Source organism: Chitinophaga skermanii, assembly GCF_003259335.1.
GTDB lineage: Bacteria > Bacteroidota > Bacteroidia > Chitinophagales > Chitinophagaceae > Chitinophaga > Chitinophaga skermanii.
The window spans coordinates 169,142-192,765 of the sequence record NZ_QLLL01000004.1; the positions used below are offsets into that span (position 1 = coordinate 169,142).

The following is a 23,624-nucleotide window of genomic DNA, read 5'->3' on the forward strand; positions in this document are numbered from 1 at the left end:
CGAATCTACTACGCTTTAGACAATAAATAAATGATATATGTCACCCATTAGGGTTGCGTAATAGCACCATGTTCTTTCTGTATTTTCTCCCTCATATCTATTGTACCAAAGGTGTTGATTTCCATATTAAACACTTGCTCGAAGTTGGGTAAACTGAATACTTGGATCTTATCAAGTTTGTATCCATGGTCATACACGTACTTCTTGCATTGCTCGCAACTTACCTTGTTGCCAGCTGTGTAATAAGGTTCAAATACTTGCTCGGTAGGTCCAAATTGGCGGTAAGGGATGGCTACTTCTATGGGTTGAAGGATGGTGAATTTCTCCCCGCGTGCTGGTTCAATAGAGAATTTGAAATCACTACTCCAAACGTGCTTTGGAATTTCTTCGCTGATATCGTTTTTGGATGTATGGGGAATGGAAAGAGGTTCTTTTACTATGATGGTTACTTTCTTCTTTTTCGTGGAGAAACAGCCGGCAGGGAATTTTATCGTAGTGCCTTGCACCAAAGTGAACCGCAAATCCCGGTCCGTATCTACCACAATCGCTTGCGTATAATATTGCTGTGCTGTTGCCCATTTGCCCAATAGTAAGAAAAAGAAGAAAACTACGTATTTCATGATGGTATGCAAGGTATAAAAAAACGTCCTTGTATGGAAGTACAAGGACGTGCTATGATGTATTTTACATTTACAATTTCAATAACCCAAACCTGTGTAAAGTATTTACCGGTTTATTATCCCAAAACAGCTCAAAATCTTCTAAGCCCGCTGCTTCGTAACTGTCCTTTACTTCTTGCAAAGTGTATGTTTTGATGTTCTTCACAGATAACTTCTCCAACATGCCCGCTAACCAAATACCTTCTGGCTGGCCCACGCTAATGTTGTATTTCTCCTTCTTACTTTGGAAGGTGAGCGAGCTTACTTCCCAAGTATTACCTTTTTTCGATTTGGTAAGGGTTTCCACCGTAGGTGTTTTACCCAAGTACACCACTTTGCTGGTAGGTTTGCTACTGGCGTATAAATCTTCTGTTAGCGATTTCTCGATATAATCTGGTGCTACTTTCGTTTTGGGTATCTTGAAATCAAACCATTTCTGCAAAGGATCATCTAAACAAATGCCATGCATAAAGTTCAATAACGACTTCTTCAATCCATAACTAAATAACTCGTGCTCCGCACCACTTTCATCAATATGCACAATATCATTATTTGCAAAGGTGCCGATTGCTTCGGTTTCTTTTTTAACGTTGAATTTCGCCGGTTCAATACCAACAGGACTGTGTGCTGTCATGGCAAACTGGTGCCAGAAAGCCGATTGTAAAATGCCTGTTTTGAACAGCTGGCGTACCATTTCTAACGAGTCGATGGTTTCTTGTGCTGTTTGGGTAGGGAAACCATACATCAAGTACGCATGTACCATGATGCCTGCTTCGGTTAAATTCCGGTTTACTTGGGCCACCTGTGCCACGGTAATGCCTTTGTTGATCAATCCCAATAATCGATCCGATGCCACTTCTAAACCTCCCGATACTGCTATACAGCCCGATTCTTTCAGCAATAAACATAAGTCACGCGTAAAGCTCTTTTCAAAGCGAATATTCGTCCACCAACTTACGGTTAGTTTCCGGCGGATGATTTCGATGGCTAAGGCCCGCATTAAGGCAGGCGGTGCTGCTTCGTCTACGAAGTGGAAACCATTTTGGCCGGTTTGGGCCATTATTTCCTCCATACGGTCGCAAAGAATACCGGCGGCTATGGGTTCGTACAAACGGATATAATCTAACGATATATCACAGAAGGTACATTTTCCCCAATAACAACCATGTGCCATAGTTAATTTATTCCATCTACCATCGCTCCACATGCGGTGCATGGGATTCACAACTTCGATGGCGGATATATATTCATCCAGTAAAAAGTCACTATAATCGGGTGTGCCTACTTCCGATTGTTTGTAATCGCGGCAGCTTGTGTTGTTGAAGTATTTCACTTCACCGTCTACAAGGGTGAACGTTCGTTTAAGTTCTTCCCGTGGTTTCTCGCCTAGCACATAAGCAATCAAATTCTCTACCGGCGCTTCTCCATCATCGAGCGTAATAAAATCATAAAACTCAAATACGCGGGGATCTGATAGCGAACGCAATTCGGTATTAGCGAAGCCGCCACCCATGGCAACTTTAATATGCGGGAAATGCTTTTTTACGTATTGACCACAACGGAGCGAAGTATACAAGTTACCCGGGAAAGGCACAGAAAGCGCCAACATCTTCGGTTGAATACGTTCAATATGTTGGTGCAATAAACGGATTAATATCTCGTCAATATAAGTATACGGCGTTTGTAACGCCGCGTATAATTCGTCGAATGAATTGGCAGAACGACCTAATCTTTCCGCGTAGCGACTAAACCCAAAGTGCTCGTCTACTACCTGTGAAATTAAATCCGATAAGTCTTCCAAATACATGGTAGCCAAGTGCTTGGCCTTATCTTGGTTGCCCATCGACCCGAAAGCCCAATCGAGGTCTTCCAATTGCGCAAAACGACTCGCTTCCGGGAGAAAATCCCTTTTCACAATGCGGTGCGCGATAGTGGGGTTATGTCCTTGTAAAAAATGGATCACATCATCAACCGTTTGTATATAATCGTCTTTCAATAATACAATACGGGCAAGGTTTTCATTTAATGCGGGTGCCAGTTTTTCAATGTGTTCAAACAAAGAAGTAAGCCCTTCCTTGCTGAAAAGCGCGAGCGTTACTTCAATCCCAAGGTCGCTTTGGAACGAAGTAATCCCTTTGGTATTTAAAAATCCTTTCAAGTAGGCTGTTGCCGGGTAAGGCGTATTCAGCTGCGTAAAAGGGGGAGTAATTAAGAAAACAGTAGCACTCAAATCAAATAATTTCTGCAAAATTATCATTAATTCGGGGAAGGACGAAGTTTTGGCCACAATTCACCCCGAAAACCGCCATCAATAAGGTTGAACAAGGGGGGCTATTTGTTTGTTTTCTTACAATAACCATTTCTAAAACCATGCATATGACAGTTGCCCAGATTGCTGCCCGCACGGCAGAATTATGCAGCCGCGGCGAATTTGAAACCGCGCAAAACGAATTATTCGCCGATAATGCCGTTAGTTATGAACAGCACGATTCGCCGCAGTTCTCTAAAGAAACAAAAGGCCTTGCTGCCATCCGCGAGAAAGGGAAGAAGTGGGATAGCATGGTAGAAAGCGTACACGCTTGCGAAGCTACCGAACCCGTAGTGGCCGGCAATACATTCGCTTTCAAACTTCGGATGGATGTAACCATGAAAGAACACGGCCGTATGGACATGGACGAGCTATGTGTGTACGAAACGAAAGATGGCAAAATTGTTGCGGAAAGATTTTTTATGTAAACTGTGTAGCGATACACAAACAATCGGCCGGCACTCGCACTAAAGTGTCGGTTTTTTAATGGACACAACAAACTACCATGGAACCCACAAACAATTGGAGAAGTAAATTACACGCCATCATCTACGAATCGGAAACCCCGGCCGGCAAAGCCTTCGATATTGTATTGCTGTTCCTCATTATCAGCAGTATTATAGTAGTAATGCTCGATTCCGTGGCCAAGTTCCATCTTAAATATGGGCAATACCTGTACGTAATTGAATGGATTTTTACCATTGTATTCACCATAGAATATATACTCCGCTTGGTGTCTATTAAAAAACCTTGGAAATATGTACTCAGTCCTTTCGGGATCATCGATTTACTGGCCATCGTTCCTACCTATTTGAGTTTTATTATTGTAGGGGCGCAATCGTTATTGGTATTACGCGTGTTACGGTTATTACGCGTGTTTAGGATATTTCGATTGGTACACTTCATTTCGGAAATGCAGTTCTTATCGGTGGCTATCTTGAATTCACTACGCAAAATCAGCATTTTCATTCTGTTTGTGCTATCGGTGGTGGTTATTTTAGGTTCGGTGATTTACTTGGTGGAAGACGAGAATAGTGGATTTACCAGCATTCCGCAATCTGTTTATTGGGCCATTGTTACCATTACAACGGTAGGGTATGGCGATATTGCCCCCGCCACCACGTTAGGAAAGTTCATTGCTAGTTTTATTATGTTACTGGGCTATGGTATCCTAGCCGTGCCTACAGGTATTGTTACCACGGAAATGGCTTTGGCGGTACGCTATCGACATAAACATTCGAACAATGCATGCCCCGTTTGTGGTAAAGAAGGGCACGAACATGATGCCGTGTTCTGTAAATATTGTGGCGCAAAATTGTAGATTAGCTAACTTTGGTCTTGTAAACTGATACCTATGACACGATTTTCCCTATTCTTGGCTTGTACCATGGCCTTCGTGGCCTGTCAACAAGCTGAAACACCTACTACCATTACAACCGATTCTACCCAAACATCATCTCCTTACACAGCTTTGATAGCTGATTTAGAAAGTAAATACAATACACCGGTGGTCGATTCCCAAGTATTCGTCAATAACAGGGCAGATTCCATCTTCATCCAAACAAAATACTACGCAGTATTAAGCGATACCATCAAAGTACCCGCTGCGTTGAATCAAATGGATGCAACGCAAGATTTCATGACACACCCTTTTCAATACGATGTCAGCATCCGGGTGAATCAACATGCGCCTGTTACTACGACTATTAAATTCTCCGATTTCAGTGCCCAATACAACGATACCTTGAAGGCATATGGTATGATGAAAGAGCCAAGGATTGTGAGCTTTGATAAGAAAAGGAATCAACTGGTTGTTCGATTATCGAACTCGATTCCTGTGGCAGGTATAGGTGAAGGGGAAAGGATTTTAATTGAATTATCAGGACATGTAAAAAATGCTGAAGAACAAGAATAAAGCTTCCATATGAAACCACTGGTTACTATTTACTATTGCCCAAAATGTGGCTGGTTGTTACGTGCCGCTTACATGGCACAGGAGTTATTAACGACTTTTGAAGAAGATGTAGAAGGGGTAACATTGAAACCCGCAGATGTAGCAGGCCGCTATAGCATCTTAATCAACGATGAAGTAATTTTCGATCGTAAGCGGGAAGGCCGTTTCCCCGAGATTAAAGAGTTGAAGCAATTAGTGCGCGACATCGTTCATCCCGGGAAAAGTTTGGGCCATTCCGATAAAAAAAGTGAGTAATTATTTCTTGCCTTTGCCTAGCCACAGCAAGGATTGTAAAATGAGCTTGTTCTGAACATCATTATCGAATGTATGTGAAAGGGTAGCATTGGTGCCGCCTTCATAATCCATATCATTATGACCCATATTCACATAGATCATCCTATATTTCGTATTCGTCCATGCAACAGGGTAGTAGCCACTGTGCCAGATTTCATGCTGCTTAGGACCCGTACCTAATGGGAAACTACTACTATCTACAGCCAACAAGATTTTAATATCCTTGTTCTTCCGTAAATCATGTTCCCAGCGGTACCATTCGTTCGGCGATGCTTTGAAGGTAGTAGGCAAACCCTTTGTAACAGGATGCTTTTTATCTTCAACACGTAAAATAGCGCTCGTTGGTCGCCATGTATTACTACCGTATTGACCCGATCCCAGGAACTTTTCATGATACCAATCCCAGTCCTGCGGGAAAGCCGACGGTGTTAATGCAAATGCCGAAAAATGGAACCCGATCCATGCACCGCCATGCTCCATATATTGTTCGAAAGCTGCTCGCTGTTCGGCTTTGGGAGGGCGGGTATCTAAGAATACAACTACATTGTATTTCGACAATGTATCGTTGTTCATCTTGTTCCAATTACTGGTCGTGTCGTACTGGAAACCGTTGTTGGCAGCTTGTTTGAAGAACCAATCGTGCGATTCTTTCACAAAGGAAATGTGTGCTAAATCGCTCTTGCCTGTAAAGAAGGCGAGCACTTTAAACTTGGGCTGCTTCGTTTGTGCATAGCCGTTAGCCAGCAGCAACATAAAGCAAGCGATGAGAAAATTGAATTTGGTCATTGGTGTGGAATTAAGCGAAAAAAGTACACACTTTTTTTAAAATATCATAACTCGCTTAATTGTCCATAAACTCCCAAGCACTCTTATAAGCCTCGTTATTTTCAGCATATGCAATAAAGCCTTCGTAAAAAGGTAGTTGAGATAAAGTAGCGCTATCGCCAATTACCACGAGTTTCTTCCTCGCCCGTGTCATGGCTACGTTCATTCTTCTTATATCCGATAAGAAACCGATACTTTGATCGTTGTTGCTACGCGTCATACTGATGTACACAATATCGCGTTCTTGTCCTTGGAAACTATCGATCGTATTCACATTAATTTTATCGCCGAAGGCTTGCAGGTGCGCGCTGTTGCGCAATTGTTCTTTCAGTAATTCCACTTGTTGTTTGTAAGGGGAAATGATGGCGATAGAAGGGAAGTCTTGCTTGTTGTAATGCGTGGTAAGCGTATCTACAAACTGGGAAAGGTGTTTGAATAGGAAGGCCGCTTCTTCGGGATTAACCGTACTGGTGCCTTCTAACTGTTCGTCGAACCCACAACCGGCTGTATCCACGTACGAAAGCGGCGTGTCATCGGCAAATAGTAAATGATTCGCCACGCTGGCATGTGCTTTCAATTGTGAATCGTAGAACGAAGCGGATGAGTAACCCATGATGGTAGCATGCATACGGTATTGTTCTGCTAACAAAGCCACTGCTTGCGAGTGTTTAGCTATCACCTTTTCCATTAACGTGGTGCTTAAGCCTGCTTTCGCTGCTTCTTGTGATTTAACGGTAGGTGCCAATTGACAATGGTCGCCCGCGAAAATTACTTTCCCCGTTTTAAGAATAGGAATCCATGCAGCCGGTTCTAACGATTGGCCTGCTTCATCTATCACCACGGCTTTGTATTGTTGATTACGCACCGTGTAGTGGTTGGAACCTACCAGTGTAGCTGTAATCACCTGCGCTTTACTCACGAGGTCGTCTACGATGTATTGTTCCGTTTGTTCTACCGATTGCATAATTTTCCGCGCTTCGGCAAATAAAGCCTTGCGCTGTTCGCGTTCGGAAAATCCGAAGTTGCGTTTGTATTTATGTGCCATGTCGCGGAACTCGCTGGCTTGGCGTTTCAGGGCTTTTATTTCCTTCATGCTGGCATGCGTGGTAATTTTCGCATCCAAAGTAAGCGACATTAACCGTTCTGTTACCTTGGCGGGGTTACCTACGCGTAACACATTAAGACCAGCCGTAGCTAAGCGTTCACTTAAAAGGTCTACCGCCGCGTTGCTGGGCGCCACCACCAATATTTTGCCACCCTCTTGTTGTACCATGGCTTTAATAGCTTGCACAAGGGTCGTAGTTTTACCGGTACCTGGAGGGCCGTGAACCACGGCTACTTCGTTGGCTCGTAATATCTTTTGCACGGCTGCTTCCTGGCTTTCATTTAGCATCGGGAAGCTGGGTACCGCGAGGGAATCGTGGAAAGTAGGGGCTTTTTCACCTGTTAAAACTTGGACCAGGTGATTGGTCGTTGTTTTCTCGCTGGCGGTAATGGCTTGTTTCAAGGCAGCATTCATTTCGTCGTAACTATTATCGTCGAATAGTAGATCGATGCCTAGCTTGCCATCGCGTGCCCAGTCGGGCAGCTCATCAGAACGGAGGGCGAGTTTCAAGCGGTTGCCGCTTTGCCAAGTGATAGTGCCTTCTACCCGGTCTACTTTCGGATCGAAATTAGAGAAAAGGGCGGCCGATACCCCGGGGCGTAATTGGTGTACAATGTCCTGGTGGGTAGTACGCTCTACTTCCACTGTAATGTAATCGCCACGACCAATTTCCGTATCTTTTATAGCAATGGGATACCAGGTTAAACCGTTGGCTCTACGCTCGTTTGTGCTGGCATTCCGTGATAGCTCTTCATATTGCTTTTTATCCTCTTCCTGCTCTATTTTTAAAAGTTCCTGTAGCTTTTTAAAATAATCCATCCTGCAAAGTTATGAAAGGGTACGATGTTTATTACAATTTTAACATGGCTTGCATACATCTTTTTCATAACTTATACGTTTAATATATACTTTCAAAACAGCCAATCTATAAACCATGAGCTTGACGATTAAACTAACGAGCGTTATTGTTAACGACCAGGAGAAGGCCTTACAGTTTTATACCCAAGTATTAGGCTTCCAATTGCACAAAGATATACCCATGGGCGATGGCCGTTGGCTAACGGTGAAGGCCCCCGGGGGCCCCAGCGAAATTGAATTGTTATTAGAACCTGCACATTTCCCCGCCGCGCAAACCTACCAGCAAGCTTTATTCACGGCACGCATACCCTTTACCGCTTTCATGGTAGAGGATATTTATGCTGAATATGACCGTATGAAGAAGCTGGGTGTAATATTCGCGAAAGAGCCTACAGAGGCGGGTGCTGTTATTATTACCGAGTTGGAAGACACGGTGGGTAACCTAATTATGATCTACCAAGAGCAGTAGTAGCTATATAGCTGCCTTAATATCCTTTAATTGTTTGGTATGCCGCGTAGCATGCGACAGCATAAAATGTAACCATTCTAAGCGGGTAAACTCGCCCATGCCTGGAAAGGGTACCGACGTGCATAGCTTGGCCAAATCGAGATTTCGCGCCAAGTGCATAAGTCGCTGCCGATCGGCCTTGGCTTGGTCGATCATGTGTTGCTGTTCATACGGGCCGTTACCGGGTGTAATACTTTTGGGAGCTTGGAACTTTTGTGAATAATCGAGGAACACAGCGTCGATAGCATCGAACTTTTTGCTGGGATTACGATCGGTGTGTTCTACGGTATCTTCCAGCACATTCGGGATGCCACTTTCCGATAAATGTAAATGTTCTGCTAATTGCCCGGCCGTCCAAATTTTTGGACCCGGTGCTTTATTGAATGTTTGGGCATCGAAAGAAGACAAGGCCGCAATGTATGCATCGGTGTTTTTTTGGATGAGTTGTACCAGGGTGTCGTTTTCCATGTTTATTAAGTTACTGTGAAAAATAGATGTTGGTACATGTATTTAGTTGATGTATCAACGTTTGCTGAATTGTGCTAGGAGATTGAATTTGGCACCATACAAACCTACGATGGTTGTTCGAAATAGGCCGGGTGTAAATCCGACTTTTTTAGTCCGGAAATACGGCTAATTATTTATAACTTTAAAGCATGAAGCACATATCTATCCTGGTCCTCAATGATGCTATTTTAGGTAGCATTGAAGGTTCTCACAAAGTATTCACGGAAGTGAATAACCTTTTAGCGCAGATGAAACGTCCACCTGCGTTCCAAGTAGAACTCGTGGGACTTTCTAAGAAAACAGCATTACAAGATGGTTTGTTTGCTGTATATCCTGAAAAGGTGTTGGACGAAGTGAATAAAACCGATATTATCCTAGTGCCCGCCATCCGTGGCGATTTGCGCGAGGGTACTGCCATTAACCAAGCCTTTGTTCCTTGGATTGTGGAGCAGTATAATATGGGAGCAGAAGTAGCCAGCCTGTGTGTAGGTGCTTTCTTGCTAGCTTCTACAGGTTTGTTGGATGGTAAAAAGTGCGCTACCCATTGGTATGCGGCAGAGCTGTTCAAGAAAACCTACCCTCAAATTGAATTGGCAGATGATAAAATCATCATCGACCAAGACGGTATCTATTCTAGCGGTGGTGCTTATTCTTACCTCAACCTAGTATTGTACATTGTTGAAAAGTATGCCGGCCGCGAGGTAGCTGTTATGTGTGCAAAGATTTTCCAAATTGAAATTGAACGCGATAGCCAAGCACCTTTCATGATCTTCCAAGGCCAGAAAGAACATGATGATGAACCGATCATCAAAGCACAAGAGTTCATCGAGCAGAACTATGCCAATAGAATAACGGTGGATCAATTGGCCGCACAGTTTGCTATTGGTAGAAGAAACTTTGAACGTCGTTTCAAGAAAGCTACTTCTAATACTGTATTAGAATATATTCAACGTGTGAAAATCGAGTACGCTAAAAAAAGTTTGGAATCATCCCGCGATAATGTGAACGAGGTAATGTACAATGTTGGTTATAACGACACCAAAGCCTTCCGTACTGTATTTAAGAAAACAACAGGTTTATCACCGATTGAATACCGCAATAAATATAACCGCGAAATTCAACAGGTAATTGGTTAAAAATTGATATATCAAATATATAGAAAGAGCAAGGCGTACGTCTTGCTTTTTTTATGCATCTGCTTTACCTGCTTTCCGTGCTACGTAATAGTATAACGGGGTACACCATTTACGCATAAGCCATAAAATGCGTTCTTGTCGTGCTACTATTACATGTTTGCGATGCTTGGCAATACCGTTTATAATTTTCCGTGCACATATCTCTACAGGAATGCCATGTAGTTGGCCGTCGTTCATCTTGTTGTATGCTTGTCCATCGCCCGTGAGTGCCCGCAGGGAGATGGGGGTTTGAATACGGCCGGGACTAACAATGGTAATATGAAAGTTCGGCAGCATGTGCTCTACTTGTAACGTTTCGAAGAAACCTTTTAATGCATGTTTAGCCGCGGAATACGATGTACGGTAAGGGAACCCCATTAAGCCGGCCATACTACCTACCACCGCCACTGCACCACCTCCACGCGCCCGGAAATGCGGTAACAAAGCCTTCGTTAATAAAACAGGACTAAAGAAATTAATTTCCATGAGTTGCCGAATGACTTGTGGTTGCGTATTCTCTGCCGAATCGCGCTGGGTAACACCCGCGTTGTTTATGAGCACATCTATATGCCCAAAGGTTTTAATCGCTTGTTGTGCGAGTGGTTCCAGTAATTCGGGTTGCGCAAGATCGGCAGGAAGAATGGCACAACTAGGCGTGTATGCCAAGCATTGTTCTTGTAGCGTAGCGAGGGCCAATTCGTTACGGCCTGTTAAGATTAATTTAGCTTGGGTGTGGGCGAGTTGTAGTGCAAGTTCTTTTCCAATGCCGGAAGAAGCGCCCGTAATCCATACTACTTTCCCTTTGTAAAATTCCATAAGGCTCATTTGCCCATCAATATACAAAAGTTTAGATGGCCGTAAACTTTTCAACTGCACTACAACGAAAAGCAGCCACCGAGGCAGGCTGCATATCGTAAGTGAGGAAGCAATAGCTGTAGCAAAAAGGTTACGCATAACAAGTACTTTACAACGTACACTTAAAACTAACTCACTCTACCGAAGTAAAAAAGCACCGTGCCGGATAGTGCCGGTTTATGCCGCTTTATGCCGGATTGCTTTGTAATAGATTCACCATCAAAGCAATCCAATCAAGCTCGTTATTCATTTAACAACAAGGAATATTTTATTATACTCATTCCCAAGTAGTTGAAATATTGCGCTGCATATATCGTCAAAAGATGGGCATACGATGGGAAATATATCCTGGATATATCTACCATATTGTAATAACAGGGGTATAACATTAGAAGAACATTAAACTAACATTAGCGGATATTATTTTATAAGGGTTTCAGCGGATACGCAATTTGTAATCCGCTATGGTATTAGTTCTATACAAATGTGTGTGACTGCAACTTTCAACGGAAAATTTATAATGCATACGCTTTCAAGTAAATAGCGGGTAATTATTAAAAATGATTTTTATCATTTGTGCTCATTATTGGGCAACGCACACTATTTTTGCAACGTTGTTATGTTGAAATCGTTAAAACATATGATGGCTAGTTACTTTCTTCTGCTGCTAACGCTGAAGATGATGGCATTGCCATTGTTGTTACTCGAATACAACCTCAACCAAGCCTACATTGCAGCTAATTTGTGCGAAAACAAGAATAAGCCGCAAATGCATTGTAACGGTAAATGTCATCTCAAAAAACAATTGAACAAAGCCACGGAAGTACCCGGCACGCAAGGCGAAAAGGAAAGTACGAAAACGGCCCTCATCGATTATTGTGATGTTCCACCCGTATTTACTATGCACGCTTGCCCCACTTACACACAAGATTTTACCCTCTCCCAAGATTTACGTTCCGCGAAAGGCTTTTGTGGCGCGGTGTTTAGACCTCCCATTGCATAAAGCCATTACCTAAGATTTTTCCTGTTTTTTTATTGATTCAATTGGCATCGTTAGGATTACTGATGGTGTTAGTTATTATGCTTATTTTTTTCACTCGACTGTAAAAGTCGTTATGGCTATGCTTTGGCCTATTGTAAACGTTGCTGCTATGTAACGTAAGGGCCATGCCATGCCTATTCATCTACACTTATTATGAAACCATATATTTTTCTTTTTATTGCTAGTATCGTATGGATGGGTTGTTCTAAAGATGAAACCCCCAACTTCCAAGAAAACAAACTAGCACCGCTATCGATCGAGTTCGATAACATTGTTGGTAATATGAACCTACAACTCAACACGGGCGAGTATACCAACAGTAGCGGCGAAAAGTTTTCGTTGAGCTTGTTACAGTATTATATCAGCAATATTGAAGTACAAAAAGCCGACGGTTCTATATATACCGTACCACAAGACAGCAGTTATTTCCTCATCAAAGAAGCCGACCCATTAACGCGCTTCGCCAAAGTAAAAGTACCGGAAGGCGAATACACCAGCCTACGTTTTGTACTTGGTGTAGATAGCTTACGCAGCACAATGGATATAAGCCGCAGAACAGGTGTGTTAGCTCCTGGTGGTGGTATGGACGATGGTATGTATTGGGGTTGGAACAGCGGCTATATTTTCTTCAAAATGGAAGGACTGTCTAGTGCCGCGCCTGTAGATCCTAGCGGTCAACATAAATTCCGTTACCACATCGGTGGCTTTGGTGGTTATAGCGCTCCTACGATCAATAATATCAAAACTATTACCATCGATTTACGTGCCGGTGGCGTAGCAAAAGTGCGTACAGGTAGAGAAAGCAATGTGCACCTTATGATCGATATTGCTAAGTTTTTTGATCATACAACCAAGGTGAGTATCGCCAATAATCCTACCGTTATGTTTAGCACTTATTCTACGCTGGTGGCGAATAATTTCTTCGGGATGTTTAGGCACGATCACACAGAAAACTAATGGGTATGATGAAGAAAGCTATACTTATTATTACCTGTATTGCTTTGTTGGCGTCGTGTTCGAAAGAGGTGGTTGATAAAATGTTTTCATTTACACAGCCTGCCAATTTCCCGGTTGCTACCTACCATTTCAATACGAATGAAATAACGAAGGCAAAGTTTGAACTAGGGCGGAAGCTGTTTTATGAACCCCGGTTATCGCGTGATAATACGGTGAGTTGTGGTACTTGTCATATACAATCGGCCGGGTTTACACACCATGGTCATGATGTATCGCATGGTATCGACGACCGCTTAGGTAGTAGAAACTCACCACCGATCATGAATTTAGCTTGGCGTACGAGCTTCTTCTGGGATGGCGGTGTATTTGATTTAGACTTGCAGCCGGTAGCACCCATTATCAACCCTGTTGAAATGGACGAAACCATGGATAACGTGTTAGCGAAACTACGGGCGCACCCAACATATCCATCGTTATTCGAGCAGGCTTTTGGTACAAAGGACATCAATGAAGAAAGGTTTTTAAAATCGCTATCGCAATTCATGGTTATGTTGGTAAGTGACCAGTCGAAGTACGACCAAGTAAAACGTCATGAAGGGGCCACTTTCACCGCCAGCGAACAAGCAGGATACGAGCTGTTTTTACAACATTGTAATACTTGCCACCGCGAACCTTTATTTACCGATGAAAGCTTCCGCAATAACGGGATTGGGATAGGGCCGAATAACGATGAAGGTCGGTACCTCGTTACGCTCAATCCAGCCGACCGTTATAAGTTCAAAGTGCCCAGCTTGCGTAACCTCTCGTACACGGCGCCGTATATGCACGATGGTCGTTTCCTCAACCTACAAGGTGTGCTGGAACATTATGCGAATGGTGTAAAAGAAGTAGCAGGTCTTGATCCTTTATTGGAACATGGCATCCCATTAACGCCGGCAGCACAACAGCAATTGATAGATTTTCTAAAAACACTGAACGACGAATCATTCATCAAGAACCCGTTATTCGCAGAACAATAATATCAATGGATATGAAAAAGATTGTTATCATCATCCTATTATCCGCCAGCCCATTTATCGCCCAAGCCTGCGATATCTGCGGCTGTGGTGTGGGAAGTTATTACATCGGTATTTTGCCCGATTTCAATAAGAAAATAATCGGTCTCCGTTACCGCTACAATAGCTTGCATACGCACATCGGTACAGGCGGGCAAACCAGTTATTTGACCACGAAAGAAGTATACCGTACCGCCGAACTTTGGGGTGGCTGGACAATCAACAACCGCGTACGCCTCATGGCCAGTGTACCATATAACTTCAACGAGAAAATAAACCAAGGTAACACCACAACGAAGAATGGCATCGGCGATATTAGCGCCCAAGCCTATTACCAGTTGGTGAACGATCGACATGCAGTAGGGAATAAGCTGCTAGTGCAATCGCTATGGTTAGGTGGTGGCGTAAAATTACCCACCGGCAAATACGAACCACCGGCGAAGAATAGTGCCATGGAGGAAGTGATTAACACCTTTCAATTAGGCACCGGTAGCCTCGACTTTACGTTGAACGGGATGTATGATATTCGCTTGCAAGACTTTGGTGTGAATACCAGCGCGAGCTATAAAATTAACACCCGCAACAAAGAAGAATATCGTTATGGCAATAAATTCACCGGCGCCGCACAAGCCTATTACAAGTTCCGCGTGCTAAATACGACCATTGCCCCGAATGCTGGTGTATTGTACGAGAATGGCCAGCAAGATGCCGATGGGAAATTCCAAATGGATGTAAGTGGTGGCGATATATTACTAACTACCATGGGCGCAGAAATTACCATGAAGCGCATTTCTTTCGGCGGCAGCTATCAAATTGTGAGTAAACAACATCTTGCCAATGGTTATGTGAAAGCCAATAACCGCGCCATGGTACATGTTGCCTTCATGTTTTAAAACAAGCGTATGAAACCAATGTACAAATGGATGTCGATACTGTTCATGCTGTTAACAGCCTTGGGCGTTTGTTATGCTGTATTCTCCAGTTGGACGAAGAAGGCGAGCTTACCGGTGGTGGGGCCTCCCCAGCATGTAGCTGCTAACTTCTCCTTCACTAACGAAAACGGCAACACCTTTACAAACCAAGACGTAGCCGGTAAAGTAACCGTTGTAGAATACTTCTTCACCAGTTGCCCTGGCATTTGTAGGGTGATGAATACCCAATTACAACGCGTTTATAAAGTGTATCAAAACGAGCCACAATTTGCTATCCTTTCGCATACAGTAGATCCCGAAACGGACGAACCAAGCGTGCTACGCGCTTATGCCGAGCGCATACATGCCTATGGCAAAAATTGGCATTTCTTAACAGGCGATAAAGAGGCGCTATACACCATGGCTCGGCAGTCTTATTTACTATCTGTAGAAGACCCACCTACAGCAATTGAAGACGATTTTATACACACGGAATACGTGAGTTTATTGGATAGAGATCGCCGTATTCGTGGCTTTTATAATGCAACAGATAGTACGAGTGTACAGAAGTTGATTAACGACATTGCGATCTTGATAAAAGAATAATTGGAAATACATGCACACAACAGTAGAACCCCGCAGCAGCGGGGTTTTGCATATAACCTTAATCGATCTACTTACCGAAGAACACTAAAATCGTTGGCGTATTCAACCAGCTGGTTTAATTTTAAGTAAAATCCTACTGTTATGTTTACTTCATGCTTACGTGCATGCCTTTTGGTGTTATTGATGGTGATGACAAAAGATTGTTGGGCACAGTCATCTTCCGACTTAGTAGTGGAATCGGATTCGCTGTACGATAAAGCACGAAAAAGAGGAATTCCCGTGATGTTGTACCACGATCAATCCTTCAAAGAAAGGCAACCCGTTATGATCATCAGCCACGGCTACAATGCCAACCAAGGCTCTCCATACATGGGTTATTCGTTTATAGCCTACCATTATGCCGTAAAAGGATATTTTGTTATTTCCATTCAACACGAATTGGCTACCGATCCTCTTATCCCAAGAGAAGGCGAGATCAAAGTAGTACGCATGCCCTTCTGGCAACGCGGAGCCGATAATATTTTGTTTGTAAGAGACTATTACTTGAAGAAATATAAAAACCTCGACCCGCAAAACATCACCCTAGTAGGCCATTCAAATGGTGGCGATATGAGTGTATTATTCGCCAAAGAACACCCCAACTTCGTACAAAACTTAATCACCTTAGATCACCGCAGAATGGACGTTCCCCGCAGCGCCACCCCTCGCTTACTCTCTTTACGCTCCAGCGAATTCACCGCCGATGAAGGCGTATTCCCTTCACCTGCCGACATACAACAATACAAAATGGATATCGTACAAATGCAAAACACCCAACACGCCGACTTCTCCGACGCCGGCCCCGCCTTCACCAAAGGCCAAATACTAGCCCAAATGGATAGATTCCTACAAGAAAAGAAATAAACACAAAACACAAAACACTATCACCAATACTAACAACAAACTCCCCACAATAACGACCCAATGCCCTTCACCAAAGTACTCCAAAAGCCCCATCACAGCCCCGATCCAACGGCCACGCAGTGTTTGGCCGTTGGTCCTCCTTTCTTTGGTTACTTTCTTTGGAGAAGCAAAGAAAGTAACACATTAGGATCTAATCGAAAATAACATGCCCGCTATTATTAAACTTGCTATAAGCTGAAACCCTCCACAGTTACATAACTAACAAGTTTGTTAGCGATTAACAATTGTGTACGTTCTTATTTTTCATCTAAGACGCAGCTACTTTCGTGTCTCAATTATTCAATGATTTTAATTGCAACGACATGAAAAATTTTAGCAACAAAGTGGCCTTCGTTACAGGTGGCAGCCGTGGTATGGGCGCGGCAATGGTAAGAGATTTTGCAAACCGTGGAGCGAAGGTGGCTTTTACATATGTAAACGGGCAAGCATCGGCAGAAGCTTTGGCGAAAGAACTAACCAGCCAAGGAGCAACAGTATTAGCTATTAAAGCAGATAGTAACGTAGAAGGTGACATCACGAAAGCATTACAACAAGCTTTCCAGGAATTTGGTCAGCTCGATATCTTAGTGAACAATGCGGCGATTTACATTGGTAAGCTCATTGGTGAGCATACGTATGAAGACTTTGATCGTACTTCCAATGTAAACGTGAAAGCTGTATTTGAGGCGAGTGTATTTGCAGCGAACCACATGGCGGATGGTGGTAGAATTATCAATATTGGTAGTTGTATGGCCGATTTCGTGCCGGGAACACACAGTGCATTATATGCCATGTCTAAATCGGCATTAATTGGGCTAACGAAAGGTGTAGCCCGCGATTTAGGTAGCCGTAAAATTACGGTGAACTTGGTACAACCTGGCCCCGTGAATACAGATATGAATCCCGATAACACCGAGTTAGCCGATTTCCTTCGTTCACGTATGACCATTCCAACATATGGTAAGCCACAAGATATCGCCAACTTCGTGAGTTATTTAGCAAGCGAAGCAGGTGGTTATATCACAGGTGCGGCTTTAACGGTCGACGGTGGTATGAATGTTTAATCTTCCTTCCCCAAAAACAAAAAGCCCTGCAAACTTCCGCCTGCAGGGCTTTTAATATGTATAGCGCGTGTTTATTCTGAACGTAAATTCTTAATTGGATTCGCTAAGGCCGCTTTCACACCTTGGTAACTAATCGTTAATAAAGTAATGAAAATGGTAGCCGCCACGGCAATGAGAAATACCGTTGCATCAATCTTCACATGGTATTTAAAATCTTCCAACCACTTCGACATTAACCAACCCGCTAAAGGAGCCGCAATGATGAAAGCAATGCCGATTAATACAGAGAACTCCTTCCCGAATATCCAAAGAATACGACCAATACTACTACCCAGTAATTTGCGAATACCAATCTCTTTTGTTTTCTGGCTAGCCATGAAGGAAATAAGGCCGTATAAGCCCAGGCAACCGATAAAGATGGCAATGAACGAGAACACACGGATAAGTTCTAGCATGGTAGTTTCTGTGGCATAGAATTGGGCGATGTTATGGTCTAAGAAAGTGTATTCGTATACATAATCGGGATAAGTGGCTGTCCAGATTTTCTCAATTGCCGGCATAATGGTGTTCAGCTTGTTGAGGTCGACTGTAAGCGCTACGTTATTGTAGTTCTCAATGATGGTCGTGATCGCTACTGAATGAATGTCACGGCGTAAAGAGCCATCATGGAAATCCTTCATTACCCCAACAATCATCGCTTTTTGATCGCCCCCGGCAATGTACAACATGCGGTTCAGTGCTTGGTCGGGAGAAGTGAGCCCAAGTTTATTCACCAAGGTTTCATTTACCAATACTTCGCGTACACTATCGGAAGGGAATAAATTTCTGCCGGCTACTAGTTTGATTTGGAAAGTATTGATATAATCGGCGTCGGATGATTTAATGTTAGACAAGAAGTTTTCCTGCTCGGTGCGTGTATCGAAGCGGATGTTGGTGTTCCATTGTTCTGCGGAAGAGGGTGCTGCATAACATAAAGAGCCATTCAGCACGCCGGGTACTTTTAACAACTGTTCTTTTAAGTACTTCCCTTTCTGGTCGTCGTCACTTGGGCGTAATGGCACCATTAGGATCGCATCTTTCTTGAACCCGAGATCGGTATTTTGTGTGAAGCGCACTTGCCGTGTAATCACAATCATACCAATCATCAATACCAAGCAAATTGTAAACTGTGTCACAATCAATACACGGCGTGTATTGAAGCCACCAATTTGTTGGAACGACATTTTCCCTTTCAAAGCCGTAATAGGTTTAAAACCCGATAATACTAACCCTGGATAGAAACCTGCCAAGAAAGCTACAAACAGCATCAGTACCGGCATAAACGCTAATAATATAGGGTCTTTGAAAGTATCGAGTGCTAAACGGGCATTGAATAAGTTATTAACGTATGGAACGAGGAGTGTAGTGAACACAAAAGCAATCACGGAAGCCACCACGGTAATGATAATTGTTTCGGCCATAAACTGCCAGAACAATTGCCAACGCATACTACCCAATACCTTACGGATGCCTACTTCCTTGCTTCTACGCAAAGCTTGGGCGGTAGAAAGATTGATAAAGTTCACACAAGCAGTTATGATGAGGAATATGCCGATAAATGATAAAATCCAGATTGTTTTCTTCTCAATTACACCACCAAATAGCGGGTTAAAGTGAACATCGTTGAGCGGTTGTAATTTATAAACGTGTACGTTTTTATTAGAAGTTCTAAACTTCTTAACGTAAGCGGGTAATGCATTTTCTACTTGTGCCGGGCTTACGTTTGGTTTTAATTTAATGTACAGTTGTAAGGCAGTAGTAATACCACCCCAAGCATCGGGCTGGGTAAACCAAGGTTCTACTTCTTTCAGCGTTTTGAACGACATGAATATTTCTGCACGGTTATCGGTATTGCTTGGAATATCTTTCAAAACGCCTGTTACACGTACGGTAAGTACGTTATCGACATGTATTATTTTATTGATAGGAGAGGCGTTGCCGAAGTATTTCTTAGCCAATCGCTCAGTAATAATCACGGCGCCTAGGTCGGTAAGGGCAGCTTCTGGGTTGCCATTGTTCAACATGGGGTATTTAAAAATCCCAAAGTAGCCGGGTTCTACAAAGGCAGCACCTGCAGGCTCTTTGAATTTCTCTATTCCATTGGCGGTTTCTACACCTACAACGGCATTTTCAAAATTTACAATGCGGGATATATTTTCTTCGAAATCGAAATCAGATTTTAAAACACTGCCCAAAGCCGGTGGTGTACTAAAGGTATACATCACGTTATCGCGGTGTTGCTCCGTTACCACGCGGTAAATGCGTTCTGGGTTATTGTGGTAATTATCGAAACCCATATGGTATTTCACCAACAAGAAAATCAACAATGCGCAGGTAATACTAAGTGCCAATCCCATGATGTTGAGTAGGCCATACATCTTGTGTTTCAATAGGTTCCGGATAGCCACTTTAAAATAATTTCTATACATGTCGTCTTTTAAATTTTGATTGTCCTCGATGTACAAAGGCGTTTCAACTTAGATGCCAAGAAAAATAGCATTAATTATCAAATGTTATATATATGAATAATAATGTCATATGTTCGGTTTTGGTACACCTACAGTTCATAAAAGGACATCAAAGGTAATGGATGCGCGGCACAAAAAAAGCCGGCACTACAGCGTAGCGCCAGCCTTTATCAAATGAAAATGGATCTATTTCAAATTAGAAGTTGTACGAGGCTTTTAACCCAAAGAAGCTATGTGTATCATTCTTGAACCATGCTTCATACTTAGCTTCCACATCCAATCCCAATAAGCGAATACCTACACCCGGCGCTATTAAGCCACCTGTGCCACTATTGTAATCGCCCACGAATTGCGCAGTACCACCTTCCACTTTTACATACAAAATGGAAATCAAGTTGTAGCGTAAGCCTAAGCGGATAGGGATAGCCTGTGCCGCCGGCATGCTAATGGAGCCACCTGTACCGTTCGATACATCTTTACCGCCAAAACGCATGTAGCCTACAGAGCCTACAGCTGTTAAGCCAGCTACCAATTTAATGTCGGCGCCTAAACCTACACCGAAGCCCGTGTTGTGCGTGTCGCTAAAGTTGCCCGTTGGGAAAGCAGCTTCTACATAAGGACCAATGCTGAATCGTTTCAATTGTGCGTTAGCGTCCTGCTTGCCAATGAAGAATATGCACAGGAGCAGCGCCACTAATAAGCGTGTTTGTTTCATATGATATGTTTTACCGGTGTTGTTAGAAAAAATAACTAGCTGTGAAATAAACAATCACCAAGGCCGGAATGTTGCGTCCGTTTCCTTTTAATAAAGGAAGCCCCGGGTTTCAGTGGTAGGATAAATTAGGCGTAATTAGTATGCAATGTAGGATGAAATTACATACAAAGAAATGGTGATGCTAAAAGTTGATATATCAATTAGTTTTTTTAATAGGCACGGCCGTATGTGTAGCCGCGTCCCAGGTCATATCAAATACCTCCAAATATGCTGCCAAAGGTTCCATACCCATGGCTGCACGTCGCTTATCTACTTCGGCAGGGTTGTCGATGGGCAGTAAGGTGTACACGTTTTTGGCCATGTCCCAACTTAACTGCGAGCCGTAGATTTGTTTACGGCCTTCTCCTATGGCCACACGGTCTTCTATTAACGCCAACGACGAGCCTTTGAATTCTTGCTGCTTGAAGGCTTCGCGGAACATGGGGAGGTACTTTTGTTGATGGGGAAGGTCGCTATGTTGGATAACAATGAACAAGGTAGATTGACCACGGCCACCTACTTCGGATTTCTTTGGCCAGCCGTACTTATCAAGTAGGTGTGTGACGTAGATTAAATGTAGGGAGTCGGCATTGTTGATTTGGCGTACGAGTGCTTTCATTTCAGGCGAATGGCCGCCGAAGTGTTGCCGTACAGCATCCATATAGTTACGGTAACGTTGATCTTCTATGAAGATGCTATCGAGGGTGGTGCGTATGGGGGGTAATAGCTGTGATGGGATTTGGGCTTTGAGTTGGGTAGCCAAGCATAGGGTGCCGAATAAGATAACAAGGTATTTCATGTAATAAATATAAGAACAGGCAAGCAATGTTGCCTGCCTGTTCCATATGTTTAGTACGTGAATTTCTCCCAACCTTGGATGGTAGGGCGTGTACAAGTCATGGCTTGTGCACCGTTTTCACTACTTACATACATACCGTTATTCCCGCGAAGCGAGAAGGTACCGTCGCTGTTGCTAATCCAATCAAATTTCTCCCAGTCGCCAATTGTAGCGCGGCTGCAAGTAATAGCTTGGGTGCCGTTTTCAGACGACATGTATTTGTTTTGGCTGCGTAAGGCTACTTTACCGCCGCCTGCATCTACTACGGTAAATTGTTCCCATGCTTGGGCAGTGGCACGGTTGCAAGTCATGGCTTGTGTACCGTTTTCACCGCTTACGAACGAGTTGTTATTACCGCGGATGGTAATGGTGCTACCAATAGGAGCAGAGCCGCCGCTTTGGGTAATAGAATATACCCTTACATAGTCTACTTCCATGGTACATGGTAAAGCTGCATCATTGATGGTGTTGCCTGGTAAGTTACCGCCAACGGCCATGTTCAAGAGGATGAAGAAGTTGTTGTGGAATTCTTCTGTACCATTGATGTTGTTGAGGATGTTCGCGGTGTGGAATAATACACCGTCGACATACCAACGAATAGAAGAAGCATCCCATTCGATGGCATACACATGGAAATTGGTAACGCCGTTGGTGGTGGTGTTACCGCCATAGTAGGAATACGCTGTGTTAAACCAGTGGATAGTACCCAGTACCGTGTTGCTGGTATTGGTTTGTTCCATGATGTCGATTTCCCCGCATTTAGGCCATCCTACGTTTGGATCGCCGATGTTAGAACCCAGCATCCAGAAAGCCGGCCATGTACCTTGTACAGCCGGTAATTTAATAGAAGCTTCGATACGGCCGTACTTGGTAGAGAACTTACCATTGGTGTTAATACGACCAGAAGTGTAAGGCTGGCCACCTACGGTTTGTTTGCGGGCTGTGATTAACAACTTACCACCCGATACAGCTACGTTCGCTGTTTGGTAATACTGCTTTTCGTTGTTTACACCGAGATTGCCATTTTCGTACGACCATTTACTGGTGTTCAAGGAAGTACCATCGAACTCATCTTGCCACACGAGGGTGTACACGGGTGGAGGAGCAGCTGTTGGGGCTTGGTTGTTACTGCCTGGAGAGTTTACACTAGCATCTTTGCTACATGAAAAAAGTGTGGACGCCATTATACATACCAGCATAATGGAAAACAAATGGGTGTTTTGTTTTTTCATTTGATGTGAAAATTATAACGTGAAATAAATGTGGGTTTACATCGCCGTACTGCGTATTTTTTGTAGAAGGCGGGGATAAAAAATAGCGCAATCGACGTTCTATCTTAAATATCGAAAATATATTTTGTAAATACTAGAGCAAACGTTTGCGTAAATATCAACTAGTTGACTATGAAGGAGATAATTTTTAAGATTTATGATTTATATGCTAAAATGCTACAGTGAGGAATGCTAAATATTGATGTGTCAAATATTGATGGGTAGGGGTATGGTGTTGAACGGAGCGACGCAACGGGGGCTACATAGGTATAAACGGTCGACTTACAAAGGAAAAGAGAAGATTGGACCCTTACAACCTTCCCTTTTATCCATGTTACTGTTCGGGTTCTTCATTCACTTTAACGATTTTGTTATAAATACCCAGTAATAAGAAAGGGGCCGCCCATTGCCCGATAAACAGGGCAAGGTGATCCTTTTTCATCATTTTACAAGCCAGGCTAACGCCCATGGCACCCAGCGATGCCCATAAGAACTTATCGCTCGATACTTTCGATGTTTGTTGCTCGATCGCTTTGGCTACTTTGCCTTCTTTTTGCTCGTTCATGGTGCATGTTTTTTAGTGAAAAATAAAGTAAGAATGGGTTAGTTATTGGAAGTATCATCGCGCG

General features: G+C 43.3%; 24 protein-coding genes. 13 read left to right on the forward strand and 11 right to left on the reverse strand.

Annotated features, from left to right (window positions below; translation table 11 throughout):
- Positions 1–47 precede the first annotated feature (47 nt).
- Positions 48–620, reverse strand: a complete 573-nt coding sequence (locus LX64_RS11315) for a hypothetical protein (RefSeq protein WP_111597771.1) — start codon at positions 618–620, stop codon at positions 48–50.
- A 70-nt stretch (positions 621–690) separates the two neighbouring features.
- Positions 691–2,907 (reverse strand): B12-binding domain-containing radical SAM protein, encoded by a 2,217-nt coding sequence (locus tag LX64_RS11320; protein ID WP_245952628.1) that lies wholly within the window; start codon positions 2,905–2,907, stop codon positions 691–693.
- Positions 2,908–3,035: 128 nt separating this feature from the next.
- Here LX64_RS11320 and LX64_RS11325 point away from each other — a divergent pair, with 128 nt between their 5' ends.
- The 4 genes from LX64_RS11325 to LX64_RS11340 all read left to right on the forward strand — a co-directional run bounded on the left by LX64_RS11325 (position 3,036) and on the right by LX64_RS11340 (position 5,176).
- The gene (locus tag LX64_RS11325) at positions 3,036–3,395 is read left to right on the forward strand and encodes a nuclear transport factor 2 family protein (protein ID WP_111597772.1); all 360 of its coding nucleotides are present in this window, start codon (positions 3,036–3,038) and stop codon (positions 3,393–3,395) included.
- A gap of 77 nt (positions 3,396–3,472) precedes the next feature.
- Entirely contained in the window at positions 3,473–4,288 is an 816-nt protein-coding gene (locus tag LX64_RS11330) for an ion transporter (RefSeq protein ID WP_111597773.1), read from the forward strand.
- Between the two features lie 33 nt (positions 4,289–4,321).
- Complete coding sequence (locus tag LX64_RS11335) at positions 4,322–4,882, forward strand: hypothetical protein (RefSeq protein WP_148707283.1); 561 nt, start codon at positions 4,322–4,324, stop codon at positions 4,880–4,882.
- 9 nt (positions 4,883–4,891) lie between these two features.
- Positions 4,892–5,176 (forward strand): SelT/SelW/SelH family protein, encoded by a 285-nt coding sequence (locus LX64_RS11340; protein WP_111597775.1) that lies wholly within the window; start codon positions 4,892–4,894, stop codon positions 5,174–5,176.
- On the opposite strand, the gene LX64_RS11345 is transcribed toward LX64_RS11340, so the two are convergent.
- Both LX64_RS11345 and LX64_RS11350 read right to left on the reverse strand, forming a co-directional pair.
- On the reverse strand, positions 5,177–6,001 hold the full coding sequence (locus tag LX64_RS11345; RefSeq protein ID WP_111597776.1) for a ThuA domain-containing protein: 825 nt from the start codon (positions 5,999–6,001) through the stop codon (positions 5,177–5,179). It lies immediately after the preceding gene.
- A 55-nt stretch (positions 6,002–6,056) separates the two neighbouring features.
- Positions 6,057–7,964, reverse strand: a complete 1,908-nt coding sequence (locus LX64_RS11350) for an AAA domain-containing protein (RefSeq protein WP_111597777.1) — start codon at positions 7,962–7,964, stop codon at positions 6,057–6,059.
- A 115-nt stretch (positions 7,965–8,079) separates the two neighbouring features.
- Here LX64_RS11350 and LX64_RS11355 point away from each other — a divergent pair, with 115 nt between their 5' ends.
- The gene (locus tag LX64_RS11355; RefSeq protein ID WP_211324794.1) at positions 8,080–8,472 is read left to right on the forward strand and encodes a VOC family protein; all 393 of its coding nucleotides are present in this window, start codon (positions 8,080–8,082) and stop codon (positions 8,470–8,472) included.
- A 3-nt stretch (positions 8,473–8,475) separates the two neighbouring features.
- Here the strand turns inward: LX64_RS11355 and LX64_RS11360 are convergent, their stop codons facing one another.
- The gene (locus tag LX64_RS11360; protein ID WP_111597778.1) at positions 8,476–8,979 is read right to left on the reverse strand and encodes a DinB family protein; all 504 of its coding nucleotides are present in this window, start codon (positions 8,977–8,979) and stop codon (positions 8,476–8,478) included.
- A 188-nt stretch (positions 8,980–9,167) separates the two neighbouring features.
- Between LX64_RS11360 and LX64_RS11365 the strand changes: the two genes are divergently transcribed.
- Complete coding sequence (locus tag LX64_RS11365) at positions 9,168–10,154, forward strand: GlxA family transcriptional regulator (protein ID WP_111597779.1); 987 nt, start codon at positions 9,168–9,170, stop codon at positions 10,152–10,154.
- Positions 10,155–10,205: 51 nt separating this feature from the next.
- Here the strand turns inward: LX64_RS11365 and LX64_RS11370 are convergent, their stop codons facing one another.
- A complete protein-coding gene (locus LX64_RS11370) occupies positions 10,206–11,009 on the reverse strand; it encodes an SDR family oxidoreductase (RefSeq protein ID WP_158538598.1) in 804 nt (267 codons plus the stop codon).
- Positions 11,010–11,688: 679 nt separating this feature from the next.
- Between LX64_RS11370 and LX64_RS11375 the strand changes: the two genes are divergently transcribed.
- From LX64_RS11375 to LX64_RS11405, 7 genes are all read left to right on the forward strand, one after another.
- Positions 11,689–12,051 (forward strand): hypothetical protein, encoded by a 363-nt coding sequence (locus LX64_RS11375; protein ID WP_148707284.1) that lies wholly within the window; start codon positions 11,689–11,691, stop codon positions 12,049–12,051.
- A gap of 192 nt (positions 12,052–12,243) precedes the next feature.
- Positions 12,244–13,047 carry an MbnP family protein gene (locus tag LX64_RS11380; protein ID WP_111597782.1) on the forward strand — a complete coding sequence of 268 codons (804 nt, stop codon included), beginning with the start codon at positions 12,244–12,246 and terminating at the stop codon, positions 13,045–13,047.
- Between the two features lie 5 nt (positions 13,048–13,052).
- Positions 13,053–14,066, forward strand: coding sequence for a cytochrome-c peroxidase (locus tag LX64_RS11385; RefSeq protein WP_111598139.1), 1,014 nt, complete (start codon positions 13,053–13,055; stop codon positions 14,064–14,066).
- Between the two features lie 11 nt (positions 14,067–14,077).
- On the forward strand, positions 14,078–14,995 hold the full coding sequence (locus LX64_RS11390; RefSeq protein ID WP_111598140.1) for a transporter: 918 nt from the start codon (positions 14,078–14,080) through the stop codon (positions 14,993–14,995).
- A 9-nt stretch (positions 14,996–15,004) separates the two neighbouring features.
- Positions 15,005–15,619: an SCO family protein gene (locus LX64_RS11395; protein WP_111597783.1), complete on the forward strand. Its 615-nt coding sequence runs from the start codon at positions 15,005–15,007 to the stop codon at positions 15,617–15,619.
- Positions 15,620–15,760: 141 nt separating this feature from the next.
- Positions 15,761–16,522, forward strand: coding sequence for an alpha/beta hydrolase (locus tag LX64_RS11400; protein ID WP_148707285.1), 762 nt, complete (start codon positions 15,761–15,763; stop codon positions 16,520–16,522).
- 362 nt (positions 16,523–16,884) lie between these two features.
- A complete protein-coding gene (locus LX64_RS11405; RefSeq protein ID WP_111597785.1) occupies positions 16,885–17,625 on the forward strand; it encodes an SDR family NAD(P)-dependent oxidoreductase in 741 nt (246 codons plus the stop codon).
- Positions 17,626–17,696: 71 nt separating this feature from the next.
- On the opposite strand, the gene LX64_RS11410 is transcribed toward LX64_RS11405, so the two are convergent.
- The 5 genes from LX64_RS11410 to LX64_RS11430 form a co-directional block, all read right to left on the reverse strand.
- Positions 17,697–20,093, reverse strand: a complete 2,397-nt coding sequence (locus tag LX64_RS11410) for an ABC transporter permease (RefSeq protein WP_111597786.1) — start codon at positions 20,091–20,093, stop codon at positions 17,697–17,699.
- Positions 20,094–20,328: 235 nt separating this feature from the next.
- Positions 20,329–20,847 carry a hypothetical protein gene (locus LX64_RS11415; protein ID WP_111597787.1) on the reverse strand — a complete coding sequence of 173 codons (519 nt, stop codon included), beginning with the start codon at positions 20,845–20,847 and terminating at the stop codon, positions 20,329–20,331.
- A gap of 196 nt (positions 20,848–21,043) precedes the next feature.
- Positions 21,044–21,685 (reverse strand): DUF6624 domain-containing protein, encoded by a 642-nt coding sequence (locus tag LX64_RS11420; protein ID WP_111597788.1) that lies wholly within the window; start codon positions 21,683–21,685, stop codon positions 21,044–21,046.
- Positions 21,686–21,735: 50 nt separating this feature from the next.
- Complete coding sequence (locus tag LX64_RS11425) at positions 21,736–22,956, reverse strand: family 16 glycosylhydrolase (protein ID WP_111597789.1); 1,221 nt, start codon at positions 22,954–22,956, stop codon at positions 21,736–21,738.
- Positions 22,957–23,329: 373 nt separating this feature from the next.
- The gene (locus LX64_RS11430) at positions 23,330–23,560 is read right to left on the reverse strand and encodes a hypothetical protein (protein ID WP_111597790.1); all 231 of its coding nucleotides are present in this window, start codon (positions 23,558–23,560) and stop codon (positions 23,330–23,332) included.
- Positions 23,561–23,624: the final 64 nt, after the last annotated feature.

Excerpts from the sequence above, each read along its gene's own strand:
- LX64_RS11315 (WP_111597771.1), bottom strand. The coding sequence starts at position 620 with ATGAAATACGTAGTTTTCTTCTTTTTCTTACTATTGGGCAAATGGGCA.
- LX64_RS11325 (WP_111597772.1), top strand. The coding sequence starts at position 3,036 with ATGACAGTTGCCCAGATTGCTGCCCGCACGGCAGAATTATGCAGCCGC.
- LX64_RS11330 (WP_111597773.1), top strand. The coding sequence starts at position 3,473 with ATGGAACCCACAAACAATTGGAGAAGTAAATTACACGCCATCATCTAC.
- LX64_RS11335 (WP_148707283.1), top strand. The coding sequence starts at position 4,322 with ATGACACGATTTTCCCTATTCTTGGCTTGTACCATGGCCTTCGTGGCC.
- LX64_RS11340 (WP_111597775.1), top strand. The coding sequence starts at position 4,892 with ATGAAACCACTGGTTACTATTTACTATTGCCCAAAATGTGGCTGGTTG.
- LX64_RS11345 (WP_111597776.1), bottom strand. The coding sequence starts at position 6,001 with ATGACCAAATTCAATTTTCTCATCGCTTGCTTTATGTTGCTGCTGGCT.
- LX64_RS11350 (WP_111597777.1), bottom strand. The coding sequence starts at position 7,964 with ATGGATTATTTTAAAAAGCTACAGGAACTTTTAAAAATAGAGCAGGAA.
- LX64_RS11355 (WP_211324794.1), top strand. The coding sequence starts at position 8,080 with ATGAGCTTGACGATTAAACTAACGAGCGTTATTGTTAACGACCAGGAG.
- LX64_RS11360 (WP_111597778.1), bottom strand. The coding sequence starts at position 8,979 with ATGGAAAACGACACCCTGGTACAACTCATCCAAAAAAACACCGATGCA.
- LX64_RS11365 (WP_111597779.1), top strand. The coding sequence starts at position 9,168 with ATGAAGCACATATCTATCCTGGTCCTCAATGATGCTATTTTAGGTAGC.
- LX64_RS11370 (WP_158538598.1), bottom strand. The coding sequence starts at position 11,009 with ATGGAATTTTACAAAGGGAAAGTAGTATGGATTACGGGCGCTTCTTCC.
- LX64_RS11375 (WP_148707284.1), top strand. The coding sequence starts at position 11,689 with ATGATGGCTAGTTACTTTCTTCTGCTGCTAACGCTGAAGATGATGGCA.
- LX64_RS11380 (WP_111597782.1), top strand. The coding sequence starts at position 12,244 with ATGAAACCATATATTTTTCTTTTTATTGCTAGTATCGTATGGATGGGT.
- LX64_RS11385 (WP_111598139.1), top strand. The coding sequence starts at position 13,053 with ATGATGAAGAAAGCTATACTTATTATTACCTGTATTGCTTTGTTGGCG.
- LX64_RS11390 (WP_111598140.1), top strand. The coding sequence starts at position 14,078 with ATGAAAAAGATTGTTATCATCATCCTATTATCCGCCAGCCCATTTATC.
- LX64_RS11395 (WP_111597783.1), top strand. The coding sequence starts at position 15,005 with ATGAAACCAATGTACAAATGGATGTCGATACTGTTCATGCTGTTAACA.
- LX64_RS11400 (WP_148707285.1), top strand. The coding sequence starts at position 15,761 with ATGTTTACTTCATGCTTACGTGCATGCCTTTTGGTGTTATTGATGGTG.
- LX64_RS11405 (WP_111597785.1), top strand. The coding sequence starts at position 16,885 with ATGAAAAATTTTAGCAACAAAGTGGCCTTCGTTACAGGTGGCAGCCGT.
- LX64_RS11410 (WP_111597786.1), bottom strand. The coding sequence starts at position 20,093 with ATGTATAGAAATTATTTTAAAGTGGCTATCCGGAACCTATTGAAACAC.
- LX64_RS11415 (WP_111597787.1), bottom strand. The coding sequence starts at position 20,847 with ATGAAACAAACACGCTTATTAGTGGCGCTGCTCCTGTGCATATTCTTC.
- LX64_RS11420 (WP_111597788.1), bottom strand. The coding sequence starts at position 21,685 with ATGAAATACCTTGTTATCTTATTCGGCACCCTATGCTTGGCTACCCAA.
- LX64_RS11425 (WP_111597789.1), bottom strand. The coding sequence starts at position 22,956 with ATGAAAAAACAAAACACCCATTTGTTTTCCATTATGCTGGTATGTATA.
- LX64_RS11430 (WP_111597790.1), bottom strand. The coding sequence starts at position 23,560 with ATGAACGAGCAAAAAGAAGGCAAAGTAGCCAAAGCGATCGAGCAACAA.